Source organism: Streptomyces sp. AJS327 (genome assembly GCF_013450295.1).
GTDB lineage: Bacteria > Actinomycetota > Actinomycetes > Streptomycetales > Streptomycetaceae > Streptomyces.
This window is the reverse complement of sequence record NZ_SKBR01000001.1, coordinates 243,026-259,250: the sequence shown is the minus strand read 5'-3', so window position 1 is coordinate 259,250 and position 16,225 is coordinate 243,026. Positions and strand designations below refer to the sequence as shown.

At 72.4% G+C, this 16,225-nt stretch carries 15 protein-coding genes and 1 other RNA gene; 1 reads left to right on the top strand and 15 read right to left on the bottom strand.

Annotated features, from left to right (window positions below):
- Window positions 1-18: 18 nt before the first annotated feature.
- From E0L36_RS00950 to ftsE, 10 genes are all read right to left on the bottom strand, one after another.
- A complete protein-coding gene (locus tag E0L36_RS00950) occupies window positions 19-1,299 on the bottom strand; it encodes a beta-ketoacyl synthase N-terminal-like domain-containing protein (RefSeq protein ID WP_180926947.1) in 1,281 nt (426 codons plus the stop codon).
- On the bottom strand, window positions 1,296-2,537 hold the full coding sequence (locus tag E0L36_RS28155) for a beta-ketoacyl synthase (protein ID WP_180926946.1): 1,242 nt from the start codon (window positions 2,535-2,537) through the stop codon (window positions 1,296-1,298). Before E0L36_RS28155 ends, E0L36_RS00950 begins: the two co-directional genes overlap by 4 nt.
- Before the next feature lie 2 nt (window positions 2,538-2,539).
- Window positions 2,540-2,782 (bottom strand): acyl carrier protein, encoded by a 243-nt coding sequence (locus E0L36_RS00940; protein ID WP_180926945.1) that lies wholly within the window; start codon window positions 2,780-2,782, stop codon window positions 2,540-2,542.
- Window positions 2,779-3,909 (bottom strand): UbiA family prenyltransferase, encoded by a 1,131-nt coding sequence (locus E0L36_RS00935; protein WP_180926944.1) that lies wholly within the window; start codon window positions 3,907-3,909, stop codon window positions 2,779-2,781. The genes E0L36_RS00940 and E0L36_RS00935 overlap by 4 nt, the downstream gene beginning before the upstream one ends.
- A gap of 105 nt (window positions 3,910-4,014) precedes the next feature.
- Window positions 4,015-5,025: a polyprenyl synthetase family protein gene (locus E0L36_RS00930; protein WP_308416585.1), complete on the bottom strand. Its 1,011-nt coding sequence runs from the start codon at window positions 5,023-5,025 to the stop codon at window positions 4,015-4,017.
- A gap of 984 nt (window positions 5,026-6,009) precedes the next feature.
- Window positions 6,010-6,379: a transfer-messenger RNA gene (gene ssrA, locus E0L36_RS00925) on the bottom strand.
- A gap of 120 nt (window positions 6,380-6,499) precedes the next feature.
- Complete coding sequence (gene smpB, locus E0L36_RS00920; protein ID WP_180926942.1) at window positions 6,500-7,039, bottom strand: SsrA-binding protein SmpB; 540 nt, start codon at window positions 7,037-7,039, stop codon at window positions 6,500-6,502.
- An 18-nt stretch (window positions 7,040-7,057) separates the two neighbouring features.
- On the bottom strand, window positions 7,058-8,446 hold the full coding sequence (locus tag E0L36_RS00915) for a S41 family peptidase (RefSeq protein ID WP_180926941.1): 1,389 nt from the start codon (window positions 8,444-8,446) through the stop codon (window positions 7,058-7,060).
- A gap of 68 nt (window positions 8,447-8,514) precedes the next feature.
- The gene (gene ftsX, locus E0L36_RS00910) at window positions 8,515-9,423 is read right to left on the bottom strand and encodes a permease-like cell division protein FtsX (RefSeq protein ID WP_180926940.1); all 909 of its coding nucleotides are present in this window, start codon (window positions 9,421-9,423) and stop codon (window positions 8,515-8,517) included.
- A gap of 22 nt (window positions 9,424-9,445) precedes the next feature.
- A complete protein-coding gene (gene ftsE, locus E0L36_RS00905; RefSeq protein ID WP_180926939.1) occupies window positions 9,446-10,135 on the bottom strand; it encodes a cell division ATP-binding protein FtsE in 690 nt (229 codons plus the stop codon).
- 625 nt (window positions 10,136-10,760) lie between these two features.
- Here ftsE and E0L36_RS00900 point away from each other — a divergent pair.
- Window positions 10,761-10,952: a hypothetical protein gene (locus E0L36_RS00900; protein WP_180926938.1), complete on the top strand. Its 192-nt coding sequence runs from the start codon at window positions 10,761-10,763 to the stop codon at window positions 10,950-10,952.
- A 154-nt stretch (window positions 10,953-11,106) separates the two neighbouring features.
- Here the strand turns inward: E0L36_RS00900 and E0L36_RS28415 are convergent, their stop codons facing one another.
- From E0L36_RS28415 to E0L36_RS00880, 5 genes are all read right to left on the bottom strand, one after another.
- Window positions 11,107-11,520, bottom strand: a complete 414-nt coding sequence (locus E0L36_RS28415) for an LPXTG cell wall anchor domain-containing protein (RefSeq protein WP_374705468.1) — start codon at window positions 11,518-11,520, stop codon at window positions 11,107-11,109.
- Window positions 11,492-12,037 (bottom strand): hypothetical protein, encoded by a 546-nt coding sequence (locus E0L36_RS27260; protein ID WP_258015850.1) that lies wholly within the window; start codon window positions 12,035-12,037, stop codon window positions 11,492-11,494. The genes E0L36_RS28415 and E0L36_RS27260 overlap by 29 nt, the downstream gene beginning before the upstream one ends.
- A gap of 463 nt (window positions 12,038-12,500) precedes the next feature.
- Complete coding sequence (gene prfB, locus E0L36_RS00890; RefSeq protein ID WP_180926937.1) at window positions 12,501-13,616, bottom strand: peptide chain release factor 2; 1,116 nt, start codon at window positions 13,614-13,616, stop codon at window positions 12,501-12,503.
- Window positions 13,617-13,803: 187 nt separating this feature from the next.
- On the bottom strand, window positions 13,804-14,754 hold the full coding sequence (locus E0L36_RS00885; protein ID WP_374705467.1) for a carbohydrate ABC transporter permease: 951 nt from the start codon (window positions 14,752-14,754) through the stop codon (window positions 13,804-13,806).
- Window positions 14,751-16,178 (bottom strand): carbohydrate ABC transporter permease, encoded by a 1,428-nt coding sequence (locus E0L36_RS00880; protein WP_180926936.1) that lies wholly within the window; start codon window positions 16,176-16,178, stop codon window positions 14,751-14,753. The genes E0L36_RS00885 and E0L36_RS00880 overlap by 4 nt, the downstream gene beginning before the upstream one ends.
- Window positions 16,179-16,225 lie beyond the last annotated feature (47 nt).

Below are 16,225 nucleotides of genomic sequence, written 5' to 3'. Positions count from 1 at the left end.
ACGGGCCACGCGGGGCGGTCAGTTCGCGTGGGACGGGCCGGGCGGGCCGGACGCCGGAGACGGGTCCGCCGCGGGAGCCGCGCCGAACAGGACGGCGGCCGCGTAGCCGCGCGGGTCGAGCGCGAGCACCATCACCCGCCGCACCGCCCGGTGTTCGGGCTCCCGCACCACCGTCAGCGGCGCCAGCGCGGGATCGAGGACGCGCAGACCCGCGGTGCCGGGCAACAGCCCGTACCGCAGGGCGAACACCGCGACCGCGGACTGCACCGCGCCCGTCGCGCCCGCGCAGTCCCCCAGCGCGCCCTGCACCGCGCAGACCGGCGGCCCCCCGGTGCCCAGCGCCGCGACCGACGCCGCCTCCGCCGCGTCCAGCACGGGACAGCCCGGCGCGGACAGCACCACGGCGTCCACCTCCCCGGGCTCCGCCCCGGCCTCCGACAGCGCGGCGACCATCGCCCGGCGGCCCGGCTCCGCCCCACCGAACGCGGAGCCCGCGCCGAGCAGTTCGGCCAGCGCGGGGGCGCCGCGCCGCCGCGCCGCCGCCGCGTCCTCCAGGACCAGCGAGACCGCGGCCTCCCCCGGCAGCGCCCCGGAGCGGTCGCGGTCGAAGGGACGGGCCGCGCGGACCGTGCCGAAGGCGGGGTCCTGGGAACGGCGGGCCCGGACCTCCGGGTCGGTGAGCAGCTGCGCTCCCCCGGCGATCATCACGTCGGCGACTCCGGAGCGCACCACCCGCGCCGACTCGGCCAGCGCGTCCAGCGCGGCGGCCCGCCCGGTGGCCAGGGTGAGGTTCGGCCCGGCGGCACCGGTGCGGATCGACACGACCGAGGCGGGGGCGTTCAGCCCGGTCTGCGGACCCTGCGCCGGGTTGACGCGGGCCACCCCGCGCTCCAGCCGCCCCGCGAACAGGCCGACGTAGTCCTCCAGTCCGGCCGAGGTGGTGCCCGCGGCCACACCCGTCGACGGGTCGCTCTCCCGGCCCCCCTGACCGGCCTGACCGGCCTGACCGTCCGGCAGTCCGGCGTCCCGGCGGGCCGCGACGGACGCGACGGTGAAGGCGGTGCTCTCCCGGCTGAGGGTGCGCAGCCCGCGCTTCCCGAGCGTCTCCTCCGGCGCGTAGGCCGGGAGCCCGGCCAGCAGCACCGGCTCCAACTCCGCGAGGCCCGGCGGGGGTTGGGGCACCCGCTCGCTCAGCGGGGCGCTGCCGCCCCCGGCGGAGACGACCAGCGACCAGAGCGCGTCCGCGCCGACCCCCACGGCGGTGACGGCACCGACACCGCTGACCACCACCCCGCTCATCGGCTCGCCTCCGGTGCGGTGAACACGAGACAGCAGTTGTTCCCCCCGAAGCCGAAGGCGTTGTTGACGGCGGCCCGCACCGGAGTGTCCCGGGCGGTCTTCCGGACGAGGTCGAGCGGCTCGGCCAGACAGGCCGGGTCCGGGGTGTCCACGTTCGCGGTCGGCCAGACCACCCCGTCCCGGACGGCCAGCGCGCAGGCGACCGAGGCGATGGCCCCCGCCGCCCCCTGCGCGTGCCCGAGCAGCGACTTGAGGGCCGTGACCGGCAGCGGCGCGGCGCGCCCGCCGAACACCTCGGTCAGCGCCCGCGCCTCGGCCGCGTCGTTCGCGGGGGTGCCGGTGCCGTGCGCGCTGACGAGGTCCACGTCGTCCGGGCCGAGCCCGGCGGCGTCCAGCGCGGCGCGCAGCGAACGGACCGCACCCAGCCCCGCCGGGTGCGGCGCGGTCATGTGGTGGGCGTCGGAGTACGCGCCGTGCCCGGCGACCACGGCGTAGGGCACGGCGCCCCGGCGCCGCGCTCCCTCCTCGGACTCCAGCAGCAGCACCCCGGATCCCTCCCCGAGCATCATCCCGATCCGGTGCGCGTCGAAGGGCCGCACCGCCTGCGGGGCCAGCGCCCGGAAGCTGTTGAACATCAGGAACATCGACTCGGACAGCTCGTCCGCGCCGCCCGCCACCATGGCGTCGGCGCGGCCCTCCGCCACCGCCTCGGCCGCGTGCGCGACGGAGCCGTTGCCCGCCGCGCAGGCGGTGGGCAACAGCAGATGGGGACCGTGCAGCCCGAAGCGCTCGGCGGGCAGCCCGCTCACCCGGAACGGGTCGTGCGCGGTGACCGGCGGCAGCGCCGGGACCTCGCCCGCGTGCAGCCGGGCCAGCGGCCCCTCCAGCCCCGGCCGGTTGCCGACCACGATGCCGAAGGCGGCGCCGATCCGCTCGGCCGGGTAACCGCCGGGCAGCCGCCGGTCGTCCGCGTCGAGCAGGCCGCCGTCGCGCAGCGCCATCCGGACGGCGCTCAGCGCGAAGGACTCGCTGCGGGTCAGCGGGCCGGTGCCGGGCTCCTCGCCCGGGATCCAGCCCGCGATCTCACCGCCCCGGTGCGTGAGGCAGTCCGCGGTGTCGAACAGCGAGACCTCTCCGGTGCCCACCCGGCCCTCCCGCACCGCGGGCCAGAACTCCGCGGTTCCGGTGCCGAGGGCCGAGACCACACCGAGGCCCGTGACGACCACGCGGCGGCGCACCGTCACTTCTCCAGCGCCCGCTGGCTGTACTCCACGGCGGCCCGCACCGAGACGATCTCGACCTCCTCCTCCACGGTGAAGACCACGCCCAGCTGCTCCTGGAGCACCGAGACCAGCTCCAGGCGCTGGATGGAGTCCCCACCCACGGCCTCGAACGCGGTGTCGTCGGCGAGCTCCCCGGGCTCCAGCTCGAATATCCTCAGCGCGCTCTCCCGTACGACCGCGCGGATCTCGCCCTCCGTCATCGGGCTCTCCCTTCCATATCCAACCCTTCCCGCCCGGTGGCGGCCACCGCTCCGGCGGTCCGCGCCCCAGCCTCCAGACCGTCCCCCCGGCGGCCCGAACTCCCGGTGTGCTCCCGGCGATCCGGGCGGACCAGCGTGACGACGGCCCGCACGGTCTCCCGCCGCACCCCGGCGGACCAGTGCATCCGCTGGGTGGCCGCCCCCCAGAAGGCGACGACGCAGCCGACCGCGAGCGCGGTCGACCAGCCGGGCGCGTACAGCAGCGAGGCGACCGCGAGCGACAGCATCCAGTACTGGTAGAAGAACTCGCGGGTGGCGAGGCGCTCCTCGGCCGAGGAGGCGCGCCACAGACAGCGGGCGAGCGCGGCGCCCACGGGTATCAGCAGCAGCCAGAGCCAGAAGCGCGGCGGGAAGCGCCCGGCGAGCACGAAGACCGTGACGAGCAGGTACGTCGAGCCGACCATCACGGCGGCCAGCCAGGGACCGAACCGGCGCACCAGGTCTATCCAGGCACTGTGGTAACCGATCCGGGCGTCCCCCGCGAGGTCGGTGAGGTCCTTCGCGCCGCCCAGCGCCAGCAGGGTCACCATGCCGACGACGAAGAACGGCAGCGGGTAGCCGGTGAACTCCCGCCACACCTCGGCGTCCCAGTGCCGCTGGGCCAGCACCCAGCCGATCACGAAGGTGCCGCCGAAGTGGAAGGTCAGCAGCAGCGGCGCCAGATAGCGGTTCCGGGACAGCCGCAGCCCGTAGGAGTAGTTGACGCCGCTGACCCCGGCCAGCAGCAGGAACAGGGCGAGCACCGGATCGGGCCACAGCACCAGCAGCAGGGCGTCCAGCAGCGCGACGGCGATCCACGCCGCTATCCCCGCGCGGCGCAGGTTGCCGAAGCCGACCCGAAGACATATCGCGGTGCGCTCGGGTCGGTTGACCTCGTCCTCGGTGCGGTCGGCCAGCCGGTTAAGGGCCTCGGTGCCCAGCCCGTGCGCGAACCAGTACCCCGCCCCCACCAGCACCCACTGCCAGCGGGCCTGCCCGGCGGCGGCGAGCGCGGTGTAGAAGGGCAGGAAGTACAGGGCCGCGAACCGGACACTCGTGGCACGCAGGAGTGCGGTTGCTCTGCTCAATCGACCGCAACCCCACCGCTCGTGACGACCGCGACGGCCCGGGGGACCCTCGCGGTCCCGGGTATCGCGGGAACTGTGTCGCGCTGCCTCATCGAATCCCCCGGCTCATCCCGCGCGGTGGGCCACGGCCACGCACATCGCCGCCAGGCCGTCGCGCGCGGGGCCCTCCGGCAGGGGTGCGAGGGCGTCCTTCGCCCGCTGGACGTACGTCTCCAACTGCTCCCGGGTACGGTCCAGCGCCGGATGCGAGCGCAGCAGCCCCAGCGCCTCCTCCCGGGCGTCGTCGTCGAGCCCGTTCCCCTCGGGGACGGACTCCAGCAACTCCCGCAGCCGGTCACTGGCCGGACCGGTGTCGCGCACCGCGTAGAGCAGCGGGAGCGCCGGGGCGTTCTTGTTGAGGTCCGCGCCCGGCCGCTTACCGGACTTCTGCGCGCTCTCCGAGAGGTCCAGCAGGTCGTCGGTGATCTGGAAGGCGACCCCGAGCGCCTCGCCGAACCGCTCCAGCGCCCGCACCGCGGTCTCGTCCGCGCCGGAGGTCAGCGCGCCGAGCCGGACACAGGAGCGCATCAGCGAGGCGGTCTTCTCCGTCGCCATGGTGACGTAGTAGTCGAGGGGGTCCTCCTCCGGCGCCGGACCCGCCATCTCCCGGAACTGGCCGGTGACCAGCTCCGCGAAGGTGTTCACCTCCAGCCGGGCCGCCTGCGAGGGCACCACGGCGAGCAGCAGGAAGGCCTGGGAGAACAGGAAGTCCCCGGTCAGGATCGCGACCGGCTCCCCCCAGCGCGCGTTGACACTGGGCACACCACGGCGCAGCGCGGCCTTGTCGAGCACGTCGTCATGGCAGAGGGCGGCGATGTGCACCAGCTCCACGGCCGCGGCGGCGCGCAGGACGTCCGGGTCGGACGCGTTGCCGAAGCGCGCGGCGAGCAGGGTGAGCAGTGGACGGTGGCGTTTGCCGCCCGCGTCCATCAGATGCCGGGACGCCTCGTGCAGCAGCGGCACATCGCATTTGACGGCATCCCGGATGATCTGTTCAACGGCCGCTAAATCGGTATTCAGCCCGGCCGTCACATCAGGATCTAATGCCGTCAGCTTTGCGGATTCCCCGTTGGTCACGCCTTCCCCCATCTTCTGATTCCGCGAGCACCCTGGGACAACAGAAAGTCGTCAGCTGCCAGCCGTCGGCCTCCGTGGCCGACCAGATCGGATGTGGCCTGTGCCACAAGTGTACGGAGACGATACGACGGAGAACAGGGGTTTGAGTGGCGAACTGAGCTGTTTGGGCCACGTGTTGGTGTCCCCGGAGTGACGCGGGCGCGGAATACCGTATTCCGGCCGCGGGGCGTCTTCGGGTCGCTCCTCCGGTTACTCCCGGGTTTGCCGGGAACCCCCGGAGCGCAATCCCGGAACACTCCGCATAAACAACGCCGTCCGGAAATCGGAGCCCCGCCACCGGCACGCCGCACGGCGCCACGGTATCCCCCGACCGCCGCCCCACCACCCCCTCCGGGCCCCGGTCCCACCCCCGGCCCTGCTCCCCCGGGACACCACCCGACGGCCACCCCACCCGGCCGGTCACCCCCGGCCCCCGGCGGTCCGGACTCCCGGCCCCCGACCGTCCGGCGGCCCGGCGGGCGACCCTCCGCCAGCGTCGGCCCCCGGCGGACGACCGAACCCGGGCGGCCGACGGGATCGCGCCGTCCCCCGGAGGGAGGGCGCACCCCGGAGACAGCGCGAGGCGCGGAGCGGAGAGACGAGACGGGAGAGGCGGGACAGGAGAGGCGGCCACCGGGACGACAGGCGACGGCCGACGACCGACGATGGGGACGGGGGCACGCGCGGGGAGGAACACGCACGGGACGGAGGCGGCGGGAACCGAGGCGCACGGGAACGCGGGGCGCGGATACGGGGCGGGCCTCCCCGGCGGACCTGGCGCTGCGGGTACGGCGGGGCGCGGGTGCGCGGATTCCCCGGCGCGGAACACCTCCGAGGCGGAGCCCCCCGTCGGGGAATACTCCCGGCGCTCGTTTCGGGGGCCACACACTACGACAGCCCCTGTTCCGACGCTGTCGCGGAACAGGGGCTGTCGCCCATGGGAGATGGTGGAGATGGCGGGAATCGAACCCGCGTCCAACGAAGCGGAAGGAGGGCTTCTCCGAGCGCAGTCCGCTGCGATTTTCTCAGCCCCGGAGATCACACGGACAAGTCTCCGACGGGCTCAGTCACTGTGAAATGTCCCGGTAGGCTCCGTGACCGAACCTACGCGGTGAGTCCCCTAGCTGATGCCAGGAACCGGGTCGGGAACTAACCCGGGCTGACACTTCACGCTCGCTGCTTAGGCAGCGAGGGCGAAGGAATCGCGCTTCTGATTGGCGATTATTTTTTGCGGCACATGGTTAACGAGATCATTACCGCGTTCCTCGGCTCGCTTCCCCTGCTTCGACATTCGCTGTCGAAACCGATCATCCCCATGTTGAATTAACAATCTGCACACCCTCGCGGGCGCTGTGCGGTCATCGTACGCGAAGCGACCACATCTAGGCCAACCCTTTACGGCGCCGAGGTATTCCCGGCCCCCACGGCCGTCCGGTCAGACGGTGCCGCGCTGCCGCCGCCGGGCCGCCGACATCGCCCGGTCGGCCTCCCTGCGGTCCTGCTTCTCCCGCAGCGTCTGCCGCTTGTCGTACTCCTTCTTGCCCTTGGCCAGGGCGAGTTCGATCTTCGCCCGGCCACGCAGGAAGTACAGCCGCAGGGGCACCAGCGTGTGGCCGGTCTCCTGCGTCTTCCCGATCAGCTTGTCGATCTCCTCCCGGTGCAGCAGCAGCTTCCGCTTGCGGCGGGCCGCGTGGTTCGTCCAGGTGCCCTGGGCGTACTCCGGGATGTGCACGTTGTGCAGCCAGACCTCCCCACCGTCGAGCTGGGCGAAGCCGTCCACCAGCGAGGCCCGGCCCTGGCGCAGCGACTTCACCTCGGTGCCGGTCAGCACCAGACCGCACTCGTAGGTGTCCAGGATGTGGTAGTCGTGCCACGCCTTCTTGTTTTGGGCGATCAGCTTGCGCTCGGGCTCCTTGCCCTTGACCGCTTTGCCGCCCTTGGCGCCGCTCTTCTTCTTGCCGTCCGTCTTAGCCATAGCCCCGTCATTCTCCCACTACGAGGGGGTACCGAGGCCACCCAATACCGCGCGGGCACGCTCGGTGACCGCCCTGTCGGAGCCGCCGGCCACACCGTCCAGCGGCAGGTCCGGGATGAGCCCGGTGCCCTCGACGCTCCGCCCGGCCGGAGTCAGGTAGTGGCCGACGGTCAGCTGGGCGACCGAGCCGTCCGGCTGGCGGCGCGGCAGCTGCACGGAGCCCTTGCCGAAGGTGCGGCTCCCGACGACCACGGCCCGGCCCCGGTCCTGGAGCGCCCCGGCCAGCAGTTCGGCGGCGCTCATGGTGCCGCCGTCGACCAGGACGGCCAGGGGGCGTCCGGTGTCCCCACCGGGTTTGGCGTACAGCGCGCGCTGCACGCCCTCGTCGTCGTAGGTGCCGACCAGTCCGCCGTCCAGCAGGGCCGAGGCCACCTCGACGGCCTCCTCCACCAGGCCGCCGGAGTTGCCGCGCAGGTCGAGCAGGAGGCCGGAACCCGCCGGAACCTCCCGCTCCAGCGCCCGCCGGACCCGCTGGCCGGTGCCCTGGGTGAACGAGGTGATCCGCACGCGCGAGGCCGCCGGTCCCAACCGGTCCACCGTGACGGGATCGGCGCGCAGCCGGGAGCGGTGCAGGGTGCGCTGCCAGGTGCGGTCCGCGCGGGCCAGGGTCAGGGTGACGGTGCTGCCGGGACCGGCCGGTGCGGTGCGGGTCGGGCGCGGGGCAGTGCTCCCGGCGTCCCCGGCGTTCCCGGCGTCCCCGCCGTTCTCGGCGTTCCGCGGGGCTCCGGGCGCGCGCCGCGTCGTGCCCGGCGTCCCGGAGTCCCGCGGAGCGCGCGGCTCCACGGGCTTCGCGCCGCGCAGCCAGGCGACGATCTCGGTGACCGGCCGATCGGCGACCGGCCGTCCGTCCACCTTCCGCAGCAGGTCACCGGGGCGCACCCCGGCGCGGTCGGCGGGGCCGCCGGGGCGGACCCGGGCGGCGGCGACGGCCGGGCCGTCCGCCGTGTCCACGCGCCGGACCGAGACCCCGATCCCGGTGTAGCCGCCGTCCAGCGACTGCTCCAGCCCCTCGTACTCGGTGGCGGAGAACGCTCCCGACCAGCGGTCGCCGTTCCGGCTGACCAGTTCGTCGGCGTCCCGCGTACCCCGGTCCGGGGTGGCCTCGGGGGTGGCGTCGGGGATGAAGGGGCCGGGACCGCCGCCCGAACTCGGGGCGGCGCTGGGCGCGTTCGCGGTGGTGGAGTGCGCCGTGCGGTCCGGGGAGGGGGACTTCGCCTGGGCGGTGAGGGGTTCGGTACGCCAGGAGCCCCCCGCCGCGCCCGTCGCGAGGACGCTCGCGAAGACCAGTGCCAGCCCCGCGGCCCTGCGGGCGCGGCGCGGAGAAGCGGAGTCGCAAGAACCCTGCATAGTCCGGAGTGTAGGCGAGATGCCGGTGCCGTACGGCTTGTTGGCCAGTACGGCACCGGCGGCGTGCGTCACACTTTGAGGTACTTGCGGAGCGTGATAAAGGCTGCAATGGCGGGCATCAGCACGCCGACCGCGACGATGAGCGGCATCACCTTCATCACCGCGTCCCAGCCGATGAAGTTGATCAGCAGGATCTTGTCCGCCAGCCAGTTGTCGATCAGGAAGTACTTGCCGCCGATCAGCAGCACGCAGGCGAACCCGGCGCCGATCAGCCCCGCGATGGCGGCCTCCAGGATGAACGGCAGCTGGATGTAGAAGCTGGACGCGCCCACCAGCCGCATGATCCCCGTCTCCCGCCGTCTGCTGAACGCCGACACCCGAACGGTGTTGACGATCAGCAACAGCGCGACGACCAGCATCAGCGCCATCACACAGAGCGCCGCGATGTTCATGCCGTTGAGCAGGTTGAACAGGTTCTCCAGCAGACTTCGCTGATCCTGTACCTCCTGCACCCCGGCCCGCCCGGAGAAGGCGGTCTGCAACACCTGGTACTTGGTGGGGTCCTTGAGCTTGACGCGGAAGGACTCCTGCATCTGGTCCGGGGTCAGCGAGTCGGCCAGCGGTGAGTCCTTGAACTGCTCCTTGTAGTGCTTGTACGCCTCGTCGGCGGTCTCGTGGTAGACCTTGTCGACGATGCCGAGCTCGTTCAGGTCCTTCTTGATCTCCTGCTTCTGCTGATCGGTGACGGCTCCCTTGCAGTTGGCGTCGGAGGCCGCGTCGTTCTTGTTGCAGAGGTAGATCGACACCTGGACCTTGTCGTACCAGTACCCCTTCATGGTGTTGACCTGCTCGCGGGCGAGCAGGGAGCCGCCCGCGAGCGCGAGCGAGAGAGCGACCGAAACGATCACCGCGAAGGTCATCGTCAGATTGCGGCGGAGACCAACACCGATCTCCGACAGAACGAACTGGGCGCGCATGGCGTCCTTTCCTCGATGCAGCTCAGTGCTGGTACCCGTAGACGCCGCGCGACTGGTCGCGTACGAGTCGGCCCCGTTCCAGCTCCACCACGCGCTTGCGCATCTGGTCGACGATCTGCTGGTCGTGGGTGGCCATCACGACCGTGGTGCCCGTCCGGTTGATCCGGTCGAGCAACTTCATGATCCCGACTGAGGTCTGCGGGTCCAGGTTGCCGGTGGGCTCGTCCGCGATCAGCAACATCGGACGGTTGGCGAAGGCGCGGGCGATGGCCACGCGCTGCTGTTCACCACCGGACAACTCCCCCGGCATACGGTCCTCCTTGCCCCCGAGGCCGACGAGGTCGAGCACCTCGGGGACGGTCTTGCGGATCTGCCCGCGCGACTTGCCGATGACCTCCAGCGCGAACGCCACGTTCTCACCCACGGTCTTGTTGGCGAGCAGCCGGAAGTCCTGGAAGACGGTGCCGAGTTGACGTCGCATGTGCGGCACCTTCCAGTTGGAGAGCCGCGCGAGGTCCTTGCCAAGGACGTGCACCTGCCCGTGGGAGGCGCGCTCCTCACGGAGGATCAGCCGCAGGAAGGTGGACTTGCCCGAGCCGGAAGAGCCCACCAGGAAGACGAACTCGCCACGCTCGACATCCACCGAGACGTCGCGGAGAGCGGGGCGGTTCTGCTTCGGGTAGTTCTTGGAGACGTTGTCGAATCGGATCACGGATACACCACGTCGACCTGGGGTAGGGGCAGCGGCAGCCGCTCTGCGGCTCCGCGTCGGTGGGGCGACCATACGCGAACCCGTCAGCGCCGCGCAGTCAGCACCCTGGGTTGGTGCTCTTCTTCACGGCGCATTGACCGTGAAACGGCAGCAAACCGCGCATCCCCCGCCAGACCCCGCACCAGCGCCCCGAAGGACCGGCGGTCACCGGCCGCCGGGCCACCTCCGCCCCGCACCCGCCCCGTCTCCGGCCCGGTGCCCGCTCACCTCCGGCCCGCGGACGGGCGGGTGCGGGCGGGGTGCGGACCGCGGGTGCCCGGCGGTCGCCGGGGCCGGTACACCGTGAGCGGCCCGGAGCGGAAACTGGCACAGTGGAACCGGCGGAGCCGCCCCCGGGCGGGCACGCTCCAGCCGGGTCACCGGTCGCCCGCCCGCGCCGCACCGGAGGACCGTCCGCCCCGCGTCCCTCCCGTACCGTGCTCCGGTCCGGGGCTTCGGGTGACAGGCGACGGCGACGGGTGGCGGGGACGGTGGCGGGCTGGCGCTCGGGCACCGGTTCCGGAAATCGGACAAGGGGAACGAACGACCTCCCCCTGGCGTTGGCACGGCAGAGGAGGACTTCGCAATGACATGCGACCGGCTGGTGTGTGCCAACTGCGCGGGCCCGGTGAGCGAGGGCCGCTGCCCGGTCTGCCGGGCGCAGCGCGAGCGGCTGCACCGCGCGGCCCCGCTCCAGGTGACCCCGGCGACCCTGCTGGCGCTGGTGGTGGCCCTGATCGCGGTGGCGGTCCTGGCCCAGCGGGTGGCCAGCGCCTGACCCGGGTCCGTGGCCGGCTGGGCGGACGGCCGGGCGACGGGGAGTGAGCGAACGCACCGGGCACACCGAGGGCCGGGCACACCGAGGGCCGGGAGCGTGGCTACGCTCCCGGCCCTCGTCACGCGCGCCGGAGCACGCGGGGTGTGCTTCCGCCTCAGGCGGCCGTGCGGCGGGTGACCAGCCGCGGCATCAGCCGGAAGCCGATACCACCAGCGATCATGGTCGCGGCGCCGACGAGCAGGAAGGTCGTCTCGGCCGAGCCGGTCTCCGCCAGCTCGTCCTTCTCGGACCCGGCGGGCGCGTCCTTGCCGGGCGCCTCGGAAGGCTCCTCGACGGGCACGCTGCCACCCGCGTCGGGGTCGGTGTTCCCACCGTCCCCGCCGCCGACGGTCGCGGGCTCCTGACCCTCGGTGTCGCCACCGGTCCCCTCGGTGTCACCGCCGGGACCCTCAACGTCGCCACCCGGACCCTCGGTGTCACCACCGGGACCCTCCGTGTCGCCACCCGGACCCTCGGTGTCGCCACCCGGACCCTCGGTGTCACCGCCCGGGACCCTCCGTGTCGCCACCCGGACCCTCGGTGTCACCGCCCGGGCCCTCGGTGTCGCCGCCGGTGTCGTCGCCACCGGTGTCACCGCCCGTGTCGCCGCCCGTGTCACCACCGGTGTCACCGCCGGTGTCCCCACCTGTGTCGCCACCGGTGGAGCCCCCGTCGTCACCGCCGGTGTCACCGCCCGTGTCGCCACCGGTGTCGCCACCGGTGTCACCGCCGGTGTCGCCGCCCGTGTCACCGCCGGTGTCGCCACCGGTGGAGCCGCCGTCGTCACCGCCACCGATCACACCGAGGATGGCGCCCTCGCTGTCCTCGCCGCCGCCGATGACCCCGACGATGCTGCCCTGCTTGGTCTCGTCGTCGGCCTTCGGCTCGTCCTGCTCGGCCTTGGTGCTGATGTCCGAGTCGGGGTTCTTCTCCCCGCCCAGACCCGCGGCCTGAGCGGCTCCCGCGGCGGTGAGCGAAGCACCGGCCGCGAACACCGCCCCCGCCGCGATGCGCGCCACACGCAGGCGCGTCTTCGAGTTCGTCATCTGCCAACTACCCCCAGTAGCTGTACTTGTCGATAGAAGAGCAGCTGCGCACCGGGCCGCGAATTCGGGCTCCCTCGGACGGGCACGGCTGGCCCGCTCCGGCTCGGACGCCGCCCCTCGCTCGTCGCCGGGGCGCCTTCGGCGCCCCGCACACGCGCCCCCTGACACAGGCATGCCGAGCGAACAGCTTTCCCATATTTCACATCGTCGTCAAGCGGGGGTTGTGTGAAATGTCCACGCTGGACCGGCAGTTGGCCCGCCCCACCCGGAACCGTCGGGGAACCCGCACGTCAGCACGGACGAACGGCCGTACGACGGGCCGAGTTCACGGGAGACGGGCGGAGGCGCGGGCGCGAACGGCGGGAGAGCGACGGGGCGGGAAGGGAGGGAGGGGCAGAGAAAGAGGAGAGGGAGGGGCGGCGAGGGGGGAGAGCGGGCGCCGCGAGACGGAACGGCGCCGGACTTACTCGCCCTGCTGCTCCTGCTGCTTACGCCAGCGGATCCCGGCCTCCAGGAAGCCGTCGATATCGCCGTCCAGCACGCCCTGCGGGTTACCGACCTCGTACTCGGTGCGCAGGTCCTTCACCATCTGGTAGGGGTGCAGCACGTACGAACGCATCTGGCTGCCCCAGGAGTTGCCACCGTCTCCCTTGAGCGCGTCCATCTTCGCCTGCTCCTCCTCGCGGCGGCGGGCGAGCAGCCGGGACTGGAGCACCTGCATGGCGGCGGCGCGGTTCTGGATCTGGGACTTCTCGTTCTGGCAGGAGACGACGATGTGCGTCGGCAGGTGCGTGATCCGGACGGCGGAGTCGGTGGTGTTCACCGACTGCCCACCGGGACCGGACGAGCGGAAGACATCGATCCGGATCTCGTTCTCCGGAATGTCGATGTGGTCGACCTGCTCCACCACCGGCAGCACCTCGACGCCGGCGAAGGAGGTCTGGCGGCGCCCCTGGTTGTCGAAGGGCGAGATCCGCACCATGCGGTGGGTGCCCTGCTCGACGGAGAGGGTGCCGTAGGCATAGGGGGCCTTGACCGAGAAGGTCGCGGACTTGATGCCCGCCTCCTCGGCGTAGGAGATGTCGTAGACCTCGGTGGGGTAGTCCCGCCGCTCGGCCCAGCGCAGGTACATCCGCATCAGCTGCTCGGCGAAGTCCGCCGCGTCCACCCCGCCCGCCTCGGCACGGACGTTGACCACGGCCTCGCGCGGGTCGTACTCGCCGGAGAGCAGGGTGCGCACCTCCAGCTCGTCCACCGCCTTGCGGAGGGTGGTCAGCTCCTCCTCGGCCTCGGCGCGGGTGTCGTCGTCGTCCTCCGCGTCGGCCAGCTCGAAGAGGACCGCGACGTCGTCGATCCGGCCGCGCAGCTCCTCCGCCTTGCGCAGCTGGCCCTGGAGGTAGGACAGCTTGCTGTTCACCTGCTGCGCGCGCGCCACGTCGTCCCAGAGGTCGGGGGCCGCCGCCTGCTCTTCCAGCTCGGCGATATCGGCCCGCATCCGGTCCAGGTCGAGGACGCTCTCGATCGACTCCATGGTCGAGGAGAGGGACTTCAGCGCTTCGGAAACATCAAGGACTGCCACTCCTCCACCCTAACGGCTGGCCGGGCCGGCGGACCCCGAGCGTGCCCTCCACACTGACGAGAACCGGACAGCTCCCCGTTCCGCCGCCCCGGACCGGGCCACCGCGTGCGGACCGCAGCCGTCCGGTCACGGACGGCGGACCACGCGGCGACCGGGGCCGGGGGCGGGGACGACGGGGGGCGACGGGCTACTTGACGGCGCCCGCCATCACGCCGGAGACGAACTGGCGCTGGAAGGCGAAGAACACCGCGAGCGGGATCAGCATCGACAGGAAGGCGCCGGAGGCCAGGATGTCGATGTTGTTGCCGAACTGCCGGACCTGCTGTTGCAGGGCGACCGTCACCGGTGGGTTGGAGTCGTCCGCGAAGATCAGCGCGATCAGCATGTCGTTCCACACCCAGAGGAACTGGAAGATACCCAGCGAGGCGATGGCCGGACCGCCCAGCGGCAGCACGACCCGGGTGAAGAGCCGCAGCTCGCCCGCGCCGTCCAGCCGGGCCGCCTCCAGCAGCTCACGGGGGATCTCCGCGAAGAAGTTCCGCAGGAGGAACACCGCGAACGGCAGCCCGAAGGCCGTGTGGAAGATCACCACACCGATCGTGGTGCCGAAGATGCCGAGGGTGTCGAAGAGCCGCGCGACCGGGATCAGGGCCACCTGTACGGGGACCACCAGCAGTCCGACGACGACCAGGAACCACCAGTCGCGGCCGGGGAAGTCCAGCCAGGCGAAGGCGTAGCCCGCCAGCGCCCCGATGAGCACCACCAGCACCGTGGCCGGAACGGTGATCAGCACGGTGGTCAGCAGCGAGTCGGTGACCTGCTCGTTGGAGAGCAGCGCGTCGTAGTTCCCGGTGGTCAGCTGACCGCCGTCGAGGATCCAGGGAAACTCCGCGCTGAACCCGAAGATCTGCCACCAGCCGCTGCTGGAGATGTCCGCCGGGTCACGGAGCGAGGAGCTGAGCAGCCCGGCCGTCGGCAGCAGCCAGACCAGGGCGATGACGACCAGCGCGAACCGTACCGCCCAGTGCCCGGTGAACGAGGCGATCCGGGAGGCGAACGAGCGCCTGGCGCGGGCGACGGGGGGCCGGGGCGGTGCGGGCAGCGCCTCGCCGTGTCGCTGGGGGCTGACCGTGGTCACCGTCGGGACTCCCTCCGCAGGCGGCGGATATTGACGATCATCACCGGCACGACGAACAGGAACAGGACCACCGCGATCGCGCTGCCCAGGCCCTGGTTGGCGGACGCGCCGAAGGAGGACAGATACAGCTCCAGCGCGAGGACGTTCGCGTCGGACTGGGTGGCGCTGGGCGCGATGATGTACACGAGGTCGAAGACCTTGAGCACGTTGATCATGAGTGTGACGAGGACGACGGCGAGCACCGGCGCGAGCAGCGGCACGGTGATCTTGCGGAAGACCTGCCACTCGCTGGCGCCGTCCACCCGGGCCGCCTCCATCAGCTCCCGTGGGACGCTGGCGAGCCCGGCGGCGATCAGCACCATCGCGAAGCCCGCCCACATCCAGATGTAGGAGCCGATGATCGCGGGAGTGACGAGCGCCGGGCCCAGCCAGTCCACGCCGTTGTACGGTTCCGCGAAGTTGGCGGCGGGCAGGCGGAGCTGGGCGCCCTCGGCCGCCCTGGGCAGAGTGAAGGTGCCGTCGCCCGCGGTGGTGGCGCTGGCCACCCGCTTCCCGTCCTTGACGGCCTGCACCTCGATCCCGCCGAGGCCCTTCTCCCCGCCGTCGATCACCCCGTGCTCGCTGGCGCCGCCCTTGACGAAGTCCAGCCAGACGGTTCCGGTGACCTCGCCGTCGGCGGGTTTGGCGGGCACCGCCTTCTCCGCGTCCGCGACCTCCTTCGGGGGCAGCCCGACCAGCGGCAGCGCCGCCGGGTCGCGGGAGCTGACGGTGGAGCCGGTGGTGAAGTCGCCGTCGCCGGTGGGCTTCAGGTCCGCGTCGGCGCGGGGGCGGGCGCCCGGGAACGGCGAGGTCTCCGCGAAGGTGTCGTGCACCCCCGTCCACACGGCGTTCGCGACGCCGCGCTCCGGGTCCTGCTCGTAGACGAGGGTGAAGATGATCCCGGCGGCGAGCATCGAGATCGCCATCGGCATGAAGATGACGAGCTTGAACGCCGCGCCCCAGCGCACCCGTTCGGTGAGCACCGCGAAGATCAGGCCGAGCGCCGTCGCCAGGGTCGGCGCGACGATCACCCAGACCAGGTTGTTCCGCAGGGCGGTGAGGATGCCGTCGTCGGTGAATATCTCGGTGTAGTTGTCCAGCCCGACGAAGCCCGAGCCGGAGGCGTCGAACAGGCTCCGGTACCCGGAGTAGAGGATCGGGTACACCACCAGGACGCCCAGCAACAGCAGCGCGGGCAGCAGGAAGCAGAGCGCCACCCAGGGGCGGCCCCGGGTGACCGACGATCCGCCCCGGCCGGGCGTGCCCCCGCCCCGTGCCGCGCCGGAGGGCGGGGCTCCGCCACCGCCCTCCGGCGGCGCGGGCTCCGCCGCGTCCGTCGGACGGGACGCCCCCTCGGGCGGCGGGCTGGTGGTCGGGCTCGGCATGACGGTCTCCCTGTCCGGTCCGGCCCCCGGTGGGGCCGGATCCGCCA